This is a genomic window from Specibacter sp. NPDC078692 (assembly GCF_040686835.1).
Taxonomy (GTDB): domain Bacteria; phylum Actinomycetota; class Actinomycetes; order Actinomycetales; family Micrococcaceae; genus Specibacter.
In genome coordinates, this window is sequence record NZ_JBFBLV010000004.1 from 1 (window position 1) to 19594 (window position 19594).

The 19594-nt window shown below is 61.7% G+C and carries 17 protein-coding genes and 1 pseudogene; 8 read left to right on the forward strand and 10 right to left on the reverse strand.

Annotated features, from left to right (window positions below):
- Window positions 1–135 precede the first annotated feature (135 nt).
- The 9 genes and pseudogenes from AB0O97_RS04025 to AB0O97_RS04065 form a co-directional block, all read right to left on the reverse strand.
- On the reverse strand, window positions 136–822 hold the full coding sequence (locus AB0O97_RS04025) for a hypothetical protein (RefSeq protein WP_363880173.1): 687 nt from the start codon (window positions 820–822) through the stop codon (window positions 136–138).
- 49 nt (window positions 823–871) lie between these two features.
- Entirely contained in the window at window positions 872–1804 is a 933-nt protein-coding gene (locus AB0O97_RS04030; RefSeq protein ID WP_363880176.1) for an alpha/beta hydrolase, read from the reverse strand.
- A 42-nt stretch (window positions 1805–1846) separates the two neighbouring features.
- Window positions 1847–3070: an ABC transporter permease gene (locus AB0O97_RS04035; protein ID WP_363880179.1), complete on the reverse strand. Its 1224-nt coding sequence runs from the start codon at window positions 3068–3070 to the stop codon at window positions 1847–1849.
- A 2-nt stretch (window positions 3071–3072) separates the two neighbouring features.
- Window positions 3073–3486, reverse strand: coding sequence for a DUF4162 domain-containing protein (locus tag AB0O97_RS04040; RefSeq protein ID WP_363880681.1), 414 nt, complete (start codon window positions 3484–3486; stop codon window positions 3073–3075).
- Window positions 3475–4001: pseudogene (locus AB0O97_RS04045) on the reverse strand (ATP-binding cassette domain-containing protein); the annotation flags it as partial. The pseudogene AB0O97_RS04045 and the gene AB0O97_RS04040, both read right to left, overlap by 12 nt.
- On the reverse strand, window positions 3998–4804 hold the full coding sequence (locus AB0O97_RS04050) for a CPBP family intramembrane glutamic endopeptidase (RefSeq protein WP_363880181.1): 807 nt from the start codon (window positions 4802–4804) through the stop codon (window positions 3998–4000). The pseudogene AB0O97_RS04045 and the gene AB0O97_RS04050, both read right to left, overlap by 4 nt.
- 57 nt (window positions 4805–4861) lie before the next feature.
- Window positions 4862–5056 carry a hypothetical protein gene (locus AB0O97_RS04055; protein WP_363880183.1) on the reverse strand — a complete coding sequence of 65 codons (195 nt, stop codon included), beginning with the start codon at window positions 5054–5056 and terminating at the stop codon, window positions 4862–4864.
- A 473-nt stretch (window positions 5057–5529) separates the two neighbouring features.
- Complete coding sequence (locus AB0O97_RS04060; RefSeq protein WP_363880185.1) at window positions 5530–8019, reverse strand: HAD-IC family P-type ATPase; 2490 nt, start codon at window positions 8017–8019, stop codon at window positions 5530–5532.
- A 23-nt stretch (window positions 8020–8042) separates the two neighbouring features.
- Window positions 8043–9527, reverse strand: coding sequence for a DUF4389 domain-containing protein (locus AB0O97_RS04065; RefSeq protein ID WP_363880187.1), 1485 nt, complete (start codon window positions 9525–9527; stop codon window positions 8043–8045).
- A 189-nt stretch (window positions 9528–9716) separates the two neighbouring features.
- On the opposite strand from AB0O97_RS04065, the gene AB0O97_RS04070 reads away from it, so the two are divergent.
- The 5 genes from AB0O97_RS04070 (at window position 9717) to AB0O97_RS04090 (ending at window position 13239) form a co-directional block, all read left to right on the forward strand.
- Window positions 9717–10559, forward strand: a complete 843-nt coding sequence (locus AB0O97_RS04070) for a CPBP family intramembrane glutamic endopeptidase (RefSeq protein WP_363880189.1) — start codon at window positions 9717–9719, stop codon at window positions 10557–10559.
- A 183-nt stretch (window positions 10560–10742) separates the two neighbouring features.
- On the forward strand, window positions 10743–11072 hold the full coding sequence (locus AB0O97_RS04075; protein ID WP_363880191.1) for an SPW repeat protein: 330 nt from the start codon (window positions 10743–10745) through the stop codon (window positions 11070–11072).
- Window positions 11073–11216: 144 nt separating this feature from the next.
- Window positions 11217–11552, forward strand: a complete 336-nt coding sequence (locus AB0O97_RS04080) for a PLD nuclease N-terminal domain-containing protein (RefSeq protein ID WP_363880194.1) — start codon at window positions 11217–11219, stop codon at window positions 11550–11552.
- Window positions 11549–12478, forward strand: coding sequence for an ABC transporter ATP-binding protein (locus tag AB0O97_RS04085; protein WP_363880196.1), 930 nt, complete (start codon window positions 11549–11551; stop codon window positions 12476–12478). The genes AB0O97_RS04080 and AB0O97_RS04085 overlap by 4 nt, the downstream gene beginning before the upstream one ends.
- A gap of 11 nt (window positions 12479–12489) precedes the next feature.
- Window positions 12490–13239 carry an ABC transporter permease subunit gene (locus tag AB0O97_RS04090; protein WP_363880199.1) on the forward strand — a complete coding sequence of 250 codons (750 nt, stop codon included), beginning with the start codon at window positions 12490–12492 and terminating at the stop codon, window positions 13237–13239.
- Between the two features lie 571 nt (window positions 13240–13810).
- Here AB0O97_RS04090 and AB0O97_RS04095 read toward each other — a convergent pair.
- Window positions 13811–14350: a hypothetical protein gene (locus AB0O97_RS04095; protein WP_363880202.1), complete on the reverse strand. Its 540-nt coding sequence runs from the start codon at window positions 14348–14350 to the stop codon at window positions 13811–13813.
- 590 nt (window positions 14351–14940) lie between these two features.
- Between AB0O97_RS04095 and AB0O97_RS04100 the strand changes: the two genes are divergently transcribed.
- The 3 genes from AB0O97_RS04100 (at window position 14941) to AB0O97_RS04110 (ending at window position 19423) form a co-directional block, all read left to right on the forward strand.
- On the forward strand, window positions 14941–15876 hold the full coding sequence (locus tag AB0O97_RS04100; protein ID WP_363880205.1) for an ABC transporter ATP-binding protein: 936 nt from the start codon (window positions 14941–14943) through the stop codon (window positions 15874–15876).
- Complete coding sequence (locus AB0O97_RS04105) at window positions 15873–17543, forward strand: ABC transporter permease (RefSeq protein WP_363880208.1); 1671 nt, start codon at window positions 15873–15875, stop codon at window positions 17541–17543. Before AB0O97_RS04100 ends, AB0O97_RS04105 begins: the two co-directional genes overlap by 4 nt.
- Window positions 17544–18661: 1118 nt before the next feature.
- Window positions 18662–19423, forward strand: coding sequence for an SDR family NAD(P)-dependent oxidoreductase (locus AB0O97_RS04110; RefSeq protein ID WP_363880211.1), 762 nt, complete (start codon window positions 18662–18664; stop codon window positions 19421–19423).
- Window positions 19424–19594 lie beyond the last annotated feature (171 nt).

Here is a 19594-nt window from a genome sequence, read left to right on the forward strand (position 1 = left end):
GGTCGAACCATTCTTCACAAGCTTCTGAGTACATACACCACAACGGGGGTGGTTCTTGGGAACTGTCACCATACATGCTTTCAAAGCATGTACAAGGCCCTGCATCCCATATGATTACTGGCCAAAAGCCACTTTTCATACACACATTTTGGCCGCTAACCCCCAACCCGGCCCGGTGAGAAGCCGCAGCCGCGTTTGGAGAATTCCACGGAACAGGAACTCCTCGAGGAAGCCATTCTGCATGAAGTTGGACGCGAAGCTACCCAATAGCCTTACGATCGAGAGTTGACCGCTGATCAGGATGTAGGCAATCCACGCGAGTGGCACGGCACAGCAGATCAGTAGGGCTCGACCTACCCGGTGGCCTCTGGAGAATCCCAGTGTCGGGAGGCGCGCACCAGCGAGCAGCAGCAGTATGAGCGGGATAAGGACGTAGGTGACGGGATTGATTAGGAAGGTGCCCAGCCCCTCACCGAACCATTGCTCACCTAGACGTTTGAGCCATTCGACCAGCGGTGTCCACAACGGGATGGCCAAGCTTTCTTCGACGATGTTGTGATAGGCAAGGTTGTTCCATGCGGTGAGTGAGATGATCACTGCCGCCAGCCCGAGCTGCGCCCACACCCTGCGGCGTGCTGGCCCAGCAACAAGTGTCGCCATGTGTTCGGGTTCAGTGGTTGCCGTCACAAACAGGCAGAGCACCAGCAGGACAATGCCGACTCCTATGCCACCGACCGGAATAGCTTGCCCTTCGACGAGGAGCACTAGGACGGAAGTGATCCACACTGCGGCGAAGAACCATGCGGGTTTAGAAGCGGACACGGCCCTCAACGCCCGAACGACGTTGCCACGAAAACCCATTTGCTGTCGTTCAGCCGAGAAACGCGTCAAGAGACTCAGCCAATTCCTTTGAATTCGTCCAATGCAAATAGTGGCCACCTTCGAGCACCACCAGTTCCGAACGCTCCAGTGCTTCCAATTGCTGTTCGTGCGCTGGACGCCACTGGGTGTTGGCGTCAATGAGTTGTCGTGACACGAACGCCAGCACTGGAAGTTCTCTCGGGTAGGCCAAGCCGGCCACTGCGGCAAAGTTCTCTGCGGACCTGTTGTTCTCATCGATGACTGTCGGATTGGCGTAGTTCCAGATGGTCATGAGGCGGATCTGTTCGATTTCCTGTTGGGAGTATGTATTGGCCGGGGCCGCGGGTGCCGTGATTTGCGGATTGAGTGCGCTCATCCACCGCACCCAGCCAATTGTCGAAAGAAACCGTTGCCCGAGACCCGTTTTTGGTGGAACCGCGAAAGCCTCGGGAACGGTTCCGTCGATGGTGACGAGGGCAGATACCTCACCGGGGAATCGGTTCACATAGTCGAGGCTGTAAATTCCTGCCATCGAGTGGCCTATCAGGATGTAGGATCCATTCACGCCAAGCGCATTGAGGGTTTCGTGCAGCTCGGTGGAGATGTTCTCGACAGTTCGATCAGTGGCATCCTTATCGCTGTAGCCATATCCGAACCGCTCGATGACAACAACGGTGTACTCGTCCTTGAGCTCCTTGATCAAGGGTGTGAAGTCCAACGCCGGTGAGGCGGTCCCGTAGCCGCCAAGCAGCACCACGGTCTGCTCACCTGTTCCGGTCACAGCGACATTGACTTCGCCGCCCTCGATGCTGACACGCTCACCATACGGTTGTGCGGTTGCCAGCTCGTAAGCACCCAACGCCAGATTAGTGATAGTCGAGGTCGCGGCAAGAACGACGGCGGACATCCCGACGATCGCCAGTACCTTCAGCAGTTTTCTCATGCACGCTCAGTCGAACATCGTGTCGGGTTGGGCATGTCCCACCTACCCCGCCCTTCTGGACAGGACGGAGCGCAACGGAACCTTTTTCGTGTAAGAGATCGACCCGTACTGGAAAATGCTGACGGCCAGGCGGAGCATGGCTGCTGCCGAGTAGAACAGGATGGCGATGACGATGATCGACTCAACGATCCCCAAGGTGCCAAGTCCGTTGCGGATGAGCGCGGTGGTTGGTGCGGTGAACGGGAAGTAGGTGAAGATCTGCACGATGACCGCGTGCGGGGCCGAGACAACCAGGCCGATCACGTAGAGCGGCACGAAGATCAGTGCCATCATGACACCAATGAAACTGCCGGCCTCTTTGGCGGTCGGCATGGCTGCCCCAACGGCGACAAGCGTGGTGGTGTACAGGGAGAATCCTCCGAGCATGAGCAGGAACCCCATGGTCATGCGCACCGGGTCAAAGACCAGTTGTGTGAGATCCAAGGACGGCAGGTTCAACTGGTCACGGAAGAACACGTAGCCGACGACGACAGGCAGGGCGAAGACAAGGGCTTGCAACAGTCCGATCATGAACAAGGTGATGACCTTGCCGGTAATCAGGGTTGACGGTTTAAGTGTTGTGAGGATCATTTCCGTAACGCGGTTTTCCTTCTCTTCCAGCGTTGAATTCACCATCTGTCCTGCCAACAACATGATCAACCCGTAGAAGACCAAGATGAAGAGCAGCGGTGGAACCACAGAATTGAGACCCCCGGCCTCGGTGGATCCTTGATAGGTCGTGACGTTGATTGTCGCGGGATGTTGGGCGATGCTGGCCAGTTGTGGCGAGCCGATCTTTTCCTGTACGGACTGACTGAGCATCTCCTGCGCGACAGCAGCGTATTTCCCGTTCTCGAAGATCCCCTGATCAACTGCATAGACGTGGATGGGTTCCACGGCCGGATCCGCGGGGAAAGCAAAGTAGGCATCCGTTGTACCCGCCTTGACGGCGTCAATGCCTTGGTCGGAACTGCTGGCTTGAACGGCACCGAACATGGTTGCGCTCTGGTCCGTGACAAGGCCGGAAGCGTCGGTGTAGGTGACGCTGAACTGGGCGCTCTTCTGAGCGTCGCTGGTGCTGCTGGTGGAGGTGTTGCTGATGACGGTAAGCACGAGAATGACGGCAATGGCTGCCGGGAAAGCCAAGGTTCCAAGCCAGAACTGCTTCCTGCTGATGGTCCGGAAGAACTCGAAGGAGACCACGGTGCCCAGATTGTGCTGTGCCATGGTCAAACTCCCGCCATTTCGCGTTGGTATGCCACGTTCTGGTCTCCATAGATCTTTATGAAGATATCGTCCAAGGACACCTTGGTGACGGTGAAGCCGCGAACACGCACTCCGGCGTCGAGCAGCCCACGCAAAATGAGGGACTCATCTTCCTCGTCGATCAGGGCCAGTTCCGCATAGTTCTTTTGTTCCAGCGCCACCGAATAGTGTGGTGACTCTGGGATCTGGCCCGAATATTTGAGCCGCACCATCCTTCCGCCGTAGCGGTTCTGCACCTCATCAATGGTTCCGTAGGCTTCGGCGGTGCCGTTCTTCAGCAGAAGAACACGGTCGCAAAGCCGTTCAACCTCCTCCATCTGGTGGGTGATCATGACGACGGTGGCCCCCGCCTTCTTCTGGTCGGCAATAATGTCCATGAGCAGGCGCCGATTGACCGGGTCAAAGCCCTTGGTGGGTTCGTCCAGAATCAGCAGTTCCGGGTCATTCATGATCGTCACCCCCAGCTGGACCTTTTGCTGCTGCCCGCCAGAGAGCTTGTCGAGTCGGAGCTTGGCCTTGTCTGCCAGTGCAACACGTTCCAAAAACTCAAGGGACCAGGCCCTGGCGGCGCGACGGTCCATTCCTTTGAGCCGACCAAAATACGTCATGATCTCAATGACCGGTTCCTTCTTGTACAAGCCGCGCTCTTCCGGCAAGTAGCCCAAACGGCTGCCATCTTCCGGGCTGAACGGTTTGCCGTTGATGTGCAGTGTCCCCGAGGTGGTTGGTAAATGCCAAGCAGCGCCCGCACTGTCGTCGTCTTGCCAGAACCGTTGCTGCCCAGAAAACCGAACGTTTCGCCCTGCCTGACGTCGAAGGATAAATCGCGGATAACCCTGGTGTCCTCGAAGTCCATTCTGAATCCGTCAATATGTACTAGTGCTTCGTTCATGGTGCACCCCGCTTTGTCCTAGTGGTGGGCGTTGCAGTTACATCCATTTGTGCCGCGGCGGTCGAAGCGGGGATGGTGACGATCGCCGCTCCGGCTTTGGTGAGGCTATGGCGCAGGAACAGGATGTAGGGGATCATCACGACCGCGATGATCCCTGCCGTCACGGAATCCCACAGCACGGAGTGTGCGGTGATCGTGCCGCTGATGTTAAACAAGATGTGGAAGGCAACGCCAGGCATGATGCTTCCGGTGAGTGCCACGCAGTATGCCAGCGCGATGCCAACGAGCACGGCCACCACCAATTGCAGAGCCTGGTCGGTGAGCGAGTACCCGCGTAAGAGGTTGACGATGTGGCCGAGGCCGAAGGTGACTCCCGAAATAAGGATTGCGCGATTCAGGTTGCCGCGCGTCCTCAGTGCCTGGAGCAAGAAGCCGCGGAACAGGAGCTCCTCGATGAATCCGACGGCTGCCATCAGGAGAATCGCGTACAGGATGATTTGCAGGTCAAGGTCAGGCGCGAATCCCTTGGCATACTCCAGAAAGGCGATCGCGAAGAGTGGAGCGTAGAAGAGCGTGAGTGGCGGTGTTCCTGGCTGCACCAACCGAACTCCGTAGGCTGAGAGCCGGCCACCACCCCGCAGATAGACGATAAGAACGGCCGATACAGCAACGAGCACCAGGCTCGTGAGTTCCGGGAAGTCCAGCATCGCCCCGACGTTGTCCCCGAGGTTGACAGCGAGGATATAGATCCCAATCCAGATCAGTGCGTGCCAGATGGGTTTGGTGTCCTGAAGCGTGCGCATGTGACTCCTTCGATGGGTGAACCGCAGATGCGGTTCAGGAATGCCGTTGACTGAAGCTCAGCGCTTCCGAAAAAGCACCGGGTGCATGGAGGCAGACAACACGCCTGCGATCACACCGGCGGTGGTGCCTACTGCCCAAGAATTGGTCATCCAGTAAGTGAGCACGATGACTGCTGCGGTTCCGCCCACAACAGCCACAATGAACGAGACGATCTGAGCTGGGCTGTTTCGCCGCCGGCTGTCATTGGTCAAAATATCCTCCGAGTGCTGGGCAGCCCGCAGTGGTGCGGCATGGATCCTTCCTCTTAGTACATGTCAACTGCGCTGTGCCAGCTAGGGCACAAGGTCCCTGATGGGTGCTGGCAATGAGGGGTCGAAGGGCTCTATCCCTACCGGCTGCGCGATGTCACGATCAAGGAACCGCCCATGGATTGCGGGGCCACATAAACCTGCGTGTTGTTCGGCTGTGCTTGATGGAAGGGTGTTTGTTCGATGCCTCAAACAATAGATTTGCTGAGCGTTTGTGTCTCGGAGGGCCGCCCGTGGTGCCACCAGTGCGGAACGGACCAGCTGCTGCTCATAGAGTCTGTGGCGCCGTGCCCAAGCCACGTTGCCGGGCATGTCAGCGTGGACTATTCCTGTCTGAAGTGCGAAAGTTTTGCAGGGCACTGTGTGCGGGTCAGTGACGTGGGCGATGCCTTGGCGCTCATGGTGGCAGCCAAGCGTTAGTGCCCCAGTGCCCATGGGGCCTTGCGCTGGGGGACGCCGCTGCCAGCACGGGCGTTGACCCTGGCCCGGATCCGGCCCAGGATATCCACGGCCAAAATTCCTACGCCTGAGGCAATCAGCGTGATGATCAGCAGCGTTGGCGGTGGCACCGCCAGATTGAAGAAGTCCCTTGGCAGGGGAATCGTCAACAGGCCCACAAGAACCCCGCACATGGCCAGCACAACGCCCGCACACGCAATAGTCAGCGGGCGGGCCACGACCCCCAGGATCCACAGCGCAATGAGCGAGAGCGTTATGACGGATGAGCCCTGAACGTCTTGGGGTGTAAAACCACCGACCAAGGCCGCACACGCATTCACCGCCACAACGCTTGCCGTGAGGATAAGACCGGCAGGGACGGCGAAGGAGAGCGAACGTTTCAGAAATCCCCGACGGTAGCGGCTCTTGTTGACCATCAGGGCAAGGAAGAACGCGGGGATCCCGATGGTCAGTCCGTCGGTGACGGACAGCTGGCGGGGCAGGAACGGGAACTCCCACACCAGCGCTCCGAAGACCACGGATATCGCAACCGCGTAGGCGGTCTTGCTCAGGTACAGCATGGAAACCCGTTCGATGTTGGCTATTACCTGACGGCCCTCTGCCACGACGTTGGGGAGCCGGTCGAACCGTCCATCTAGCAACACCAGCCGGGACACGGCCTTGGTGGCTGCAGCGGCGGTGTTCATGGCGATGCCAATGTCGGCGTGTTTGAGCGCGAGTGCATCATTGACGCCGTCGCCCGTCATGGCGACCACGTGCCCCCGTTGCTGCAAGGCTTGAACCATCTGCTTCTTCTGTGTCGGGGTGACCCGGCCGAACACCCGCTGTTGCTCCATCACGTCCGCGAGTAGTTCGGGGTCGGTGGGGAGCTTGCGGGCGTCATAGCCTGCCTCGACGTGGATGCCAACCTCGCGCGCGACCGCTGCGACCGTATGGGGGTCGTCGCCGGAGATGATGCGCACGCCCACTCCTTGGTCGCGGAAGAACTTGAGTGTGTCGGCCGCGTCGGGGCGGACCGTCTCCCGAAAGGTCAGCAACACCACCGGCGACACACCGGACGGGAGGCGTGTTCCAGCCCCGAGACCGGCAGCCGTCCCCGCACTGTGTGCGAGCACGAGCGTCCGCATGCCTGCCGAGGACAGTTCCTTGGCTGTGGCAAGCACGACGGCGGTTGCCTCCTCGGGTGCCGCGGACTGCGGTCCGCGGGCCAAGACAATTTCTGGCGCACCCAGCACCCACGTGCCCGGGGCGGCAGTGTCGGCGCTGAAGGTAACTGCGCTCCACTTGCGTTCGGAGGAGAACGGAATGGCGTCCACGGCCAGGAGTGTGTTGTCAGGAAGGAATTCTTCGGTGAGACAGCGGGCTGTCGCGTTTGCGTTGGGATCGGCCCCGAACCAGCCCAGGCTGTGGCGCCAGCCGTGCTGGTGTCCTGCTCCCGGCCCGGCGGGCACGCCAGGAAGGTGGACGGCGTCGAACCTCACGGCACCTTCGGTGAGGGTGCCGGTCTTGTCCAAGCAGATGACGTCGACTCGGGCGAGCACCTCCACGGCTGCCAACTCTTGGATCAGCACCTTTTGCCGGGCCAGCCGCACACCACTGACAGCGAAGGCGACGCTGGTCATCAGGACAAGACCCAGCGGAACCATGGCGATAACGCTCGCCACGGCACCGACCGACGCGGTTTTCCAGCCGCCTGTGGCAATGGCCGCTGTCCAGCCTCCCTCGGCGTGCATTTGGCCGTTGACAACGATGAGCATGATGGGCAGCAGCGCCCACGCGACCCATCGCAGCACCCTGTTGAGGCCGTTCCGAATCTCAGAATTGACCAGCGAAAACTGCTTGGCTTCAGCACTCAGGCGGCCGGCAAAGGAATCGGCGCCCACGCATGTGGCCTGGGCCCTGCCATGACCGGCAAGGACACTTGAGCCAGAGAGCACGGTCTCGCCCGCGAACTTCAGCATCGGATCTGCCTCGCCTGTCAGCAGCGACTCATCGATCTCCAGGCTCTCGCCATCAAGCATCACGGCGTCGGCGGAAACCTGATCCCCGGCCCGAAGAACAAGGACGTCGTCGCGCACGACGGCTTCCACAGCAATCTCCTGCACCGTGCCGTCTCGAATCACCCGGGCACGTGGGGTGTTGATGACGACGAGCCGGTCGAGGGCCTTTTTGGCGCGGTATTCCTGCACCACTCCGATCACTGCGTTACCAACGGCGGAGAATCCGAACAACGCGTCGCGCCACTGGCCCAGGAAAAGCAGCAGAATGAAGCTCCCGGCCACGATCGCATTGAACAGTGTGAAGACGTTCGCCCGGACGATCTCCCACAGGCTGCGGCTGGAAGCTTGTGAGGTCTTGTTCGTCAGCCCGTCCGAGTTCCGGCGCGCCACCTGTTCGCTCGTCAGCCCCACGGGAACCGGCCCGTACTTGACCCCCGGGGGACGCACATTCTGTGCTTGGCTTGCTGCGATCACTGTCGCGGCGGCTCTGGGTTTGCCATGGGTGCGGAACCGCCGGTGGGAACGATGGTTTCCTCGGGATCGAAGGGTCCCTGGTCCAGCCGGAACGGCGGGTATTCGTCCCTCAGCAACAGGACGTAGGCGGCAACACGGTAGATCCACCGGTTGATTCCCATGGCCAGGTCGAAGATCGTCCGTGGGTAGCGGCCGGTGAACAGGAGCACCACAGCCGCCACCAGCACCAGTATGCCAAGGAGGGAGAAACCGGCGGTGCGCCCGTAACTGGAAGACCAGTTGTCCGTTCCGGGCCATGACCACCACACGGTGCTGCTGAAGATGCCGACGATGACAAGGTGGGGGATGGCGAGCAGCCACGACTTGACCAGCACAAGCCCGTGGGAGAGGCGCTCTGGGTAGTCGACGTCGAAATCGGCGGGATAGTCGGTGGATGCGAGGGTGAAGGGCGGGTACTTGTCAGTGGCCAGCGCCGAGTAGGTGTAGAAAACGACGCGCCAGTTCCAGCGCAGGACGCCGACAACGAAGTCAAAGAGCGGGCGAGGGTACCGGCCGGTGAAGAGGATGGCGAAGCCGGCAATGATCGTGGTGATGACGACGGCGAACCACAGGAAAAAGAGAATAAAGAAATGGGGAAACGCCAGTAGCCACTTGACCAGCCACAGCCCTCGGGACAGCGGCGGGTCCAGCCGGCCGACGAGCCTTGCCGGGTAGACCCCAACCGGGGCAGAGAGCGCATTTGCAGGCTGTTGCACCGGCAACGGAGTCCTTCTGCCCAGCATGATGGCGCCGAGGGCCACCAAACCGGAACCTAGGACCAACAGGACCAGTCCGCCAATCCAAAGTGCCGGGGGGATGGTGCCCAGCAATGAGGAATGGAAAGCTGCCTGCAGATTGACCGTGACGCCGGTCCCGGCATCAGAATTCATGACAACCACAACCCAGTTGCCGCTGCGCAGGTCCATGGTGACTTCCTGGGTCCCCGGTCCGGACGCGGACTCGGTCCAGAAGCCCTGGTCACCCGGCGGGGTTGCGGCGCCGGTCCCGGGCACATCACGGTACTGCACCCGGAAAGGTGCTGACTCGACGCCGGTGATTTCACTGATGTTGACGCCGCTGAGGTAGCGGTCGACGTCAGTCTTGGGTCCGATGCCAATGAAGACCTGCCCGCCGGGCTTGGAGGATGTGGCGCTGAGCCGGAAGTTGCCAAGGTCAAAGGGAACCTTGTCAGTGCCGATCCTGGCTGGCGGAGAGGTAAGGGCGTAGGACGTGGTGGTGAATTCCCGTGTCGGGGAACTGAGGTATCCGTCCGGTCCCTGCCCGGCAGACACCGTCGCGGCGGCAACACCACCGGCGATGCCGGCCACACCAAGCATGGCCAGCAGAATCCCCAGCACAAGTGCCACGATGCCGCCCGCCACTCCACCACCGACCTTTCTTGGGTCCGGTGTTCCGTTGTCAATTTTTGCAGTGCTTGTCATGTCTTCGCTCCCCGTCAGTTGATTTCCACTCTGCACTGCGCTGCGCAACGGCAGTAGAGGAGAAGGACCTAGTGGTACTGGATCCATTCCGGGCATCCCCGCCCCATCCCGGGACCAAGGCCTCTGGCGTGCAAAGGCCAGCAATGCTGGCATGGAAGCCCAACGAGTTCCATTCGAGGAGATCCCAGCATGTCTGACGCAGCATTCCACGCACCGGAAAATGCCGGCCACGGCAGGCAGCCATCGGGACGGGCAGTGGCCACCTTTGTGTCCGTCACCTTCGGTTTCAGCTGGTTGGCCTGGCTGCCGCTGGTGTTCAGCGGGCCAACGATGGTCATGCCGTGGAACTTCTACCTGGGCTCGATGGGGCCCGCCCTCGGCGCCATTGCCGTGACCCTCGTCTTGCGGCCGGACGGCGGATTCGGGTCCTGGGCACGCCGCACGTTCTCTGTCACCGGCATTGGACGGGCCCTGGCCGTTGTGGTTGCCTCGATACTGGCGTATGTCGGCGTCGGGCTTCTGGTGGAGCGCATGGCGAGCGGATCCCTGGACACGATGTCCTCAATCGGGTTGACCTCGCAGCTGCCGGGTGCTTCGGCCGTGCTGGTGTTGCTTGTCTGGGTCCTGACGTTTGGCATCGGGGAGGAAACCGGCTGGCGCGGCTGGCTCATGCCGACCTTAACCGGCCATTTTGGCTACGTCCCAGCCTCACTCATGGTTGCCGGCACATGGATAGCCTGGCACCTTCCACAATTCATCTTCAACCCGGGGTTTCGGAACATGGGCTGGGCCGCCGTCGGCTGGGTGATTGCCATGGTGGCCGGCTCTTTCTGGTTGGGCTGGCTGGCGAAGATTGGGCGGTGGAGCATCGTGCCGGTGGTGCTCTTCCACGGCGGCTTTGACCTGCTTACCGCAAGCGATCTGGGACCGGTGACCCTTGCCGCCGCAAGCAGCACCCTGGTCATGGTGCAGGCGGCGGCTGTCGTCGTAGCGCTAGCCGTCGGGCGGGCACGTGCCCTGCGCACCGAGTAGCTCGGTGCCCGGATGCTGTCTTCCCTGCGCACATCTCGGGAAAAGCGCCAAGAGGGGACTTTGTGCCGTGGTGATGGTGTGACTAGGAGACGAGGATGATGGTGTTCCGCAAACCAGTGGGACCAGAATTGAGGAGGCAGGTTCCGGTGAAGAATTGGACTCGTTGGCAGGATTGGACAGCGGTTGTTGCAGGCGCAGGTGCAGGTGCAGTGGCTGCGGTGGTCCTTGTGGACCGCAAACACCACGGCTTCAGTTTTGCTGATGGTCTTCTTGGGTGTCGTGATCGCCGCCAGCGGAGTGGTGAACTTGGCATCCCCGGGCATGCCGTGGGTGGAAACAGCCCAAGTCGTTCTTGGCGCCGTTTTGGTCCTCGCACCCTGGTTGGGTGCCTACACCGGCCAGACGGGGGCTGCATGGACTTCGTGGATCGCGGGCGCCGTGGTGGTCATAGCCTCGGCGTTGGCTCTCAGGCCCAGCACCGACGCCCACCAGCATGCAGTGCCGTCACGCTGACGGTGCCCGCGTTTCAACAGGGAGGGGCCCCCAGAGTCCCTCCGCCGTATAGGTGGACCGGCCGTTTCAGGGCCATGTCCGGGAGTGGCTGCTGGCGGCGCTGAATGGTCAACACAGTGAACGTTTGATTGATGGGAGACCGTGATGAACCTGAACCTTGGCTCGCTTCCTCCCTCAGTGCTGGCGGTTCTGGGCGTCCTGGCACTTGTGCAACTGATCCTCGACGTCATTGCCCTGGTGGACCTCGCCCGGCGACCCCGGGAATCAGTCGTTTTCGGCAACAGGTGGGTGTGGCTTGCGATCATCGTGCTTGTCAACCTGCTCGGAGCCATCGTGTACCTGGTGATCGGCCGGCGGCAAGCCTCCCCACCCGAGGACTATTGGACCACGCCCGGCACCGGTGCCAAACCGGCGTCGTCAATCGCCGATGAACTCTATGGCACGCGCAATGAGCAGCCCGGGGCCGGGGAATCGCAATGAGTGCGGCCCTGGAGGTGTCGGAGCTCAAGAAGGTCTACAAGGGCAAGCGCGTGCTCGACGGCGTCAACCTCACTGTGGAGGAGGGCTCGGTCTTTGGATTCCTGGGCCCCAACGGCGCCGGCAAGACGACGACGCTGCGCGTGGTCACGGGACTTGCCCGCCCCACATCCGGGGTCGTCCGCGTACTGGGCCACGACGTGTCAACAACAGGAAACGCCGTTCGGGCGCAGCTGGGGTTTCTGCCTGATGTTCCTGCCTTGTACCACTGGATGACGGCGACGGAATTCATGCACTTCGCCGGTGACTTGTTCGGGCTCGAACACCGTGTCCTGACACAGCGGACTGCGATGCTGCTGGACACCGCCGGGTTGGGCGGGGTGAAAACCAGGATCGGCGGGTACTCCCGTGGCATGAGGCAGCGTCTCGGAATCGCCCAAGCCCTTGTCAACGCCCCTCGTTTGCTGTTGCTCGATGAGCCCACGAGCGCGCTGGACCCGATCGGGCGCAAGGACGTCCTGGAACTGATCGACTCCTTCCGCGGACGGACAACAATATTCTTTTCAACCCACATCCTCGGCGACGTCGAGCGGGTCTGCGACTCAGTCGCCGTCCTGGACCGTGGGCGGGTGCTCACGCATGCGCCGATCCACGAGCTCAAGGCGCGGCATGGCCGGCACAAGATCGTCATGGAGGTGACCGAGGGTGCCGACAAGCTCGCCATGGCCATCGCTGAACGGCCGTGGGCAGTGACAGTGGTAAGTGGCGCCACAGGCTCAATTGAGGTGACCGTGACGGATGTGCACAGCGCCGAGCATGACATCCCCAGGCTCGTCGCGGCCCAAGACACCGGACTCGTCCGGTTTGAGGCGGGGGAGATGGGGCTCGAGGAAGTGTTTGTGGATCTTGTGGGGCAGGCCGGACTATGAGGAAGTCCTTGATGTTTGCCCGCAAGGAAGCACTTGAGATCCTGCGGACCTGGCGAATCTACGTTCTGCCCTCGATCATGCTGCTCCTTGCCGCCACCGGTCCGGTCTTGGTGAAGTACACGCCGCAATTGCTGGCGGCCGTTGGCGGGAGCCAGTTTGCGTCGCTCCAGCTACCTGAACCGACCGCATTCGACTCCTACGGGCAGTGGATCAAGAACCTCTCGCAGATCGTCCTCTTTGCGCTGATCATCATCTACGGGGGCATCATCTCCTCCGAGCGCCGCAGTGGAACAGCCGTGCTGGTGCTCACGAAACCGGTGTCCAGGACCGCGTTCGTGATCGTGAAGACCGTGGTCCACGCGCTGTACCTGGCGGTGCTGTTGGTGGCCGGGACGCTCGTGACCTGGGGCCTCACCGCAGTGGTCTTCGGCGAGGCGCCGGGAGGGGCCCTGTGGTCCTCCACCCTCGTCTGGCTTGCCATGGCTGTGACGTACCTGTGCCTGATGACGCTGTTCTCTGTGCTGATTCCTTCAGGGGCAGGAGCCGCCGGGGCAGGTTTGGGCGTCTTCGTGATGTTCTCGATCGGGGCGATCTGGAAGCCGGCCAGTGATTATTCGCCGGCGGGCCTGTCGGGGCGGGCGGCACAGTTGGCCAGCGGAGCCCAGGCGAACTTCCCGTTCTGGCCGGTCATGTCTTCGCTCGTGGTCTCTGTCGCCGCGGTCGGGCTCGCCGTCGTCCTCTTTCGGAGGAAGGAACTTTGATCCTGGCCGCAACCGCCCTGGATCGCATGTGACTTTGTGGCGAGCATGGGTGCACCCGTTCGGCGTCCGAGAGCCAGGGAGGTCGGTACCGGGACGAAAATGGCTGTCTTTGGAGCGACAGGGGTGGCTGCGTAGCTGTTCTCGCGAATCATCCGGCAAAGCTGGGAATCACGAATGAGCGGCTGACCGTGGTCGCTGGTGAACTCACGGGCAATGCGGTGATGGAAGAAGCCGTCGCGGGTGCGGACGGCGTCAGCCTCCTGGGATAGGGCCTTCCGGTGATTGGCCAACCGATAGCCACCGCCACGGCTATTCGTGAATCAGACCGCGACTGAACCGTTGTCCGTCCGCAGTTACTCAACGACGGGTCCAAGACCGGCCACATCGTTGCAGGCTATCCGGGAGATGAGATTATGGGGACCCACCTTGCACGCGCCAAAGCTGCTGGTTTTATGCTCAAACAGCTCCAAAGCGACTCGCACTCGAAGCAGGCCCCCTTTGTCAGTCACGCCGTAGACATCGGCTTGGCTGCGGACAGGTCTTTCACGGACAGCTTGCTGTCTGCGGTGCCTCAGTGATGGATGAACTGCTCCATGGCCCTGCCCACGCTGGTGCCCCAATTGCGGGCACGGGCCTGCTCGCCTTCGGCAAGTTTGCTTTCCTTCGTTACAAGGAAGCTTTCAGGCGAAATGACTTGACGGGAGCCCTGATTCGCCATGGCATGCTGGATCTGGCCGGACGCCGCCCCGGAAAGCAGACGTGCCATGTCCGCCCGGGTGTCAAAGGCAGCACTCAGGTGCGGAACGTGGCCAATGTCCTTGAGCCATTCACGCACGCCAGTCCCTGGTGTCGAGAGTTCTAGCGCCAGATCTTTCTTCGGGTCCTGCGACCACGCCAGGGCTTCTTCACGCGAAGACGGCCGGCTCATGCCGTGCACATGGGTCGGGCCTCCGAGGACAAGCAAGTTGGCTGAATGAACGGCTTCCATAGCACGCGGGTCGTTGACGTTGGCCGTGACCACTACCCCGTAAGGCGCCAGCCCCTCAGCGATAGCCAAGGCAATCTCGCGGGTACTGCCAAACATGGATTCAAAGACAACGGCGATGCTCAACTTAGCGGCCCCTTTAGGCGAACGTGCGGTGGCATGCGGATGACCCAAGTCTTGCTGAACGCTGCATGGTCCAACAGGGCCAAACGTCCCCCATTCTGCAGGCCCTGCAGCCACCGGCCTGGGGCCCGTCACGGAGTTGGCCCCGGAGGCAAGCGGCAGCGATCGTATCCCAAACCGGGCTCGATGCCGGTGCTGCACGGGCCGTCGTGGCTGCCGGTATGAACGGGAAGCCACTGACAGGGATGCGCTGGTGATGGAGCGGGCGCCCCGTGGGGCGACGCCATGGGCGTGCGATCCCAGGAAGGTCGGCACCGCGAGTTCCCCGGGTGTCCCGCGGCAGGGGGAAGCTCGGTGGTGTCCAATGCGGCTTCCGCCATGCCGTGATTCAACGCGCAAAACTGTTGCTGGGCTGCCGGGCAGACTCCTGTGGCCTGCCTGGGCCCAGGACTGCATACTTAGCGGCGCCCGGGCGGCAAATGGTGACTTTTGGCCCTGTCGACGGCGTACCGCAGCACCGTAGCCTTCATGGAGGAGGCGTGTCCTGCTGCACGTTTGCACAGGGCTCGCCGCGTGCTGAAGTGGAGAACGCCATGTCAATTGCCAAGTCGGAACGTTTCAACCCCGCCATCGAAGTTGTTGGTTTGCGGAAGTCCTTTGGCCACCAGCTTGCCCTCGACGGGCTGGACCTGAGGGTCGAGACCGGGCAGATCGCTGGCTTCTTGGGACCGAATGGTTCGGGGAAGTCAACCACGATCAGGATCCTGCTGGGGCTGCTGAGGGCTGAGGCAGCCACTGTGCGCGTGTTGGGCGGAGACCACTGGCGCGACGCCGTCGACCTGCACCGCCGGATCGCGTACGTTCCCGGCGACATGAACCTGTGGCCGAACCTCACCGGCGGACAGATCATCGACATCCTGGGTGGACTTAGGGGAGGGGCCAACAAAGCACGCAGGGACGAACTCCTACAACGGTTTGAGCTCGACCCATCCAAGAAGGCGCGGGCCTACTCGAAAGGCAACCGGCAAAAGGTGGCGCTCGTCTCGGCGCTGGCGTCGGACGCAGAACTGTTGATCCTCGACGAGCCAACCTCGGGGCTTGACCCGATCATGGAGGCCGCCTTCCGTGCCTGCATCCGGGATGTCCAGGCACAGGGACGCTCCGTGCTGCTCTCCAGCCACATCTTCGCCGAGGTTGAAAACCTGTGCGACACCGTCACCATCATTCGACAGGGCAAGACCGTCGAATCCGGCACACTTGCCGAATTGCGCCACTTGCAGCGGAGTACCGTCTCGGTGATCCTTGACGACCCATCGGCCAATTTGTCGCTCGTGCCAGGGGTGAACGAGCTTGTCGAGAAGGGAGGGCGGGCCGTGTTCACCGTCGCGGATGCGGATCTGGGTGCGGTCCTTGCTGTTCTCGCCCGTTGGAAGCCGAGGGCCCTGGTCGCCTCACCGCCGTCGCTCGAGGAATTATTCCTGCGCCACTACAGCACGGAGCTGGCCGCCGACGGGGTGAGCGTCCCATGACCGCGAGCACTGCCCGGACAACGGGTGGACGCAGAGACGCCGTGGTGGGCCGACTCCGGTTCCGATCCTCGCTGCAAGGCTTACCCGATATGGTGCTCTTCATCGCCCGACGCAACTGGCTGCGTCTTCTGGTGTGGGCGGTAGTGCTCGTGGGCATGATTCCCCTCGTCTATGAATCTCAACGTGCTGCCTTCCCCACATCGGCAGACCGCGAGGCGTATGCCTCCATCGCGAACACGCCGTCGGTGGCCGCACTGACGGGAACTGCGTATGCGGCGAACACCTTGGGCGGAATTCTGGTGCTGAAGATTTGGATGACACTTGCCATCACGCTGGCGTTTGCCACGGTTTTCCTTGTGACGCGCAACGGCCGTGCCGATGAGGAAGACGGGCGCACAGAACTCCTGCGCGCCAACGTCTTGGGCCGGCACTCCTACACCCTTGCCAATTACTTCGTCGTCGCTGCGTTCAATGTCGTGGTCGGCGTAGGAATCGCCGGGACCGCCATGGTCCTGACCCTGCCCGTCATGGGCAGCCTTGTCCTGGGTGCTTCCCTGGCCGGGGTGGGCCTGTTTTTTCTTGGCGTGGCCGCGATCGGAAGTCAGATTTCAACCACCAGCCGTGGGGCGAACAGTTTCGCTGCAGCCGTGATCGGGGTGGCATATGTGGTGCGTGCGATCGGCGACTTGAACGGTACGGTGACAACGCCGGGCTGGATTTCCTGGTTGTCTCCGATTGGGTGGGGCCAGCAGATGCGCGCATTCGGGGTGAACCGGTGGGGGCCCTTGGCGCTCCTCGTTGTTGGCGCAGTCCTGCTGTGTTGGATCGCGCTCAAGGTTGAAGCGCGGCGGGACCTTGGTTCCGGTGTTCTGCCGAACCGTCCGGGTCCTCCAGTGTCGGGCCGGTTCCTACAGACCACGTTCGGGCTAGCGATCCGGCTGCAGCGGGGGACGATCCTCGGCTGGCTGGCCAGCGTGGTGGTCATGGCCCTCTTGTACGGGTCGGTGGCGTCGGCGATGGTCGATCTGCTGGGAACGAACCCGGTATTCAGTAAGGTGTTTGCGGGTCAGGGCCAGTCGATCACCAATAGTGTCCTCGGGCTGTTGGTGATGCTCAACGCGATCGTGGCGAGTGCTTTTGTCGTTGAGAGCACTCTTCAGCTCAGGGTGGAGGAGGCCTCCGGACGTGCTGAGCCGCAGCTGGCGGGCAGCGTCTCACGCCTTCGCTGGGCAAGCGGACGGCTTCTGGTGCCCGTGCTGGGGTCGGCGCTGATGCTTCTTCTTGGCGGCGCAGTCATGGGGGCTGCGTATGGGGTTTCGCAGTCCGACTCATCTCAGCTGTGGGTGCTCTTGGGGGCGTCAATTGCCTATTGGCCCGGGGTCCTGCTTACGGCCGGTGTTGCCGTTGTGTTCTTTGCTTCCATCCCGCGCCAGGCTTTGGCACTGTCCTGGGCTTACTTCAGCATCCTTGTCATCATCAGCGTCTTCGGTGAGTTGTTCAGCCTTCCCTCCCAAATCATCAACAACACCCCCCTCACAGCAACACCGCGCCTGCCATCGGAGACCCTTTCGGCACTGCCGCTGCTGGTGCTGGCAGGGATTGCGCTACTCCTGTGGGCTATTGGGCTCCTGCGCTTTGCACGGCGTGACCTGATTCAGGGCGCGTAACCTTCGATCCACAGAGCCGGCTTGTGGGTGGCCGTAAAGAGGCTCTCCCGCTCGTGTTGTCAGGGCCAAGATTCGGGAAGGCGGAGGCTAGTGCGCCGGGCGCTGTAGGCAATCCGGGGATGTTTGTGATGAGTCTTGTCGGGCGACCTCGTCGCAGATGGCGTCCTTGAGATGAAACAGGGCCCACGCATGGGCGCCGTTGGCGCCAGTGTGGTTGAGGACGCCCAGTGTTTCGGCCACGATTCCCTGGCACTACGGGAGGATTTCGCAGCCCCGTTGAGCAGGCGATGGTCAAAATAAATCACCCAAGCCGTGCACTCTCTTGAAGTGGCGGTCTACGGGGTTCTTTGCGTTGGGCCTGCTGAGTGATGACAGCGGCCCCTTCTTGATGTCTCGAATTCCTGCCTCAGGCGGGGTGCATGCCAGTGGGGCCGGTGCCGGGCTCAATGTGGTTATGGCTGTCACGGGGGCGTGGCCTTGTTGTTGACGGTGGTCCATCTGGGGTGGGTTGTCATGGTGTTGCTGAGCAACCGTGAGGAGGAGTAGAAGCGTTTTACGTAGGTTTTCCCTCCATGTGTGGGGCATCTGGCTTGTTCCTTATTTCACCGTGGCATCGGCGCAAAAATCGAGTGATCCGCACGCCGGATCATCCTCCGACGTGGCGGCCACATTAGGGACTTTGGACCTTATCTGTGCCGGTTGTTGCTGCCTAGAGTGGGCATTACGTTGTGGCTGAGGGAATCCAGAAAGGATGATGGCCATGCCTGACGAGGAAAGCGTCGCGTAGGAGACCAGTCCCGAGGCAACGGGTCAGGATCGGGCCAACAACCCCATTTGGTGCACCGGCTGTGGGACGGATGCCCACATCGCTATTGATTGCGCCTGGATACCCCTTTGGGTGCCGGAAGGTACTTTGGAAGTTTGCTATTTCTGCTCCCAATGCCACTCGGTCGGCGGACACTTGGTTAAAGAATCCGAGCTTCAGGGGAGACTCATCACCGCCATAGCCACAGCCCGGCGCCGTTGACCACAACGCACCCCCAAGCAGCGCCGGCCACCATGCCGGCTCAGTCACCGCTGGCCGTCGAAGCCAGCTACTACGAGATGGAGAAACAACCATGGACCAATCATTTGTTGCCGGCCGCTTTGCTGGAAGGACCGCCGTGGTCACTGGTGCCGGATCCGGCATTGGCCGGGCCACGGCCGTCCGGCTGATTCACGAGGGTGCCCGCGTCATCGCAACGGATGTCCTGCCTGAGAGGTTGGCAGAGCTGGGGCGTGAGCTTGCCAGCAGCGACCTCGTCACCGTCGCCGGGGACATTGCCTCGGAAGACACCGTGAGGTCGGTGCTGGCTGAGGCAGCGGGACGGGTGGACGCGCTCGCCAATGTTGCCGGGATCATGGACGGCTTTCTTCCCTCCGCCGAGATTGATGACGCCATCTGGGAGAGGGTCATGGGCGTAAACGTCACTGCCGTCATGCGGCTGACCCGAGCGGTCCTTCCACTCATGCTCGAGGCCGGTTCAGGGTCCATTGTCAACGTCAGTTCTGAGGCCGGACTCCGAGGGTCTGCCGCCGGGACGGCCTACACCACCTCGAAGCATGCCGTGAATGGGTTCACCAAGAGCACTGCGTTCTTCTACACGCCCCAGGGCATCCGCTGCAACGCTGTGGCACCCGGACCTGTAGCCACCAACATCGAGGCGCCATTCAGCTCACCCTTTGCCGCGGAGCGGATCGGGCCCTTCCTACAGGCTAACGTCCCTCCTCTGGCCACCCCGGACCAACAGGCAGCCGCCATCACGTGGCTCCTGAGCGATGATGCGGCCAACGTCTCCGGGGTCATCCTTGCAAGTGACGGGGGATGGGCAGCCGTCTAATGCCGAGTACGACGGCGGCAGCCCCCTTGCTGGGTGCGCCGCCGTCGCATTCCTTGCCCGAGAAGCACTGGCTCAGCCGTCTTTTCACCTGACGAGCGGCAGCAAGGAAACTCATCTCATTGCCGCACAGTGGTGACTTTGGCCCCTATCCGGGCACCGTCCAACGGGGGT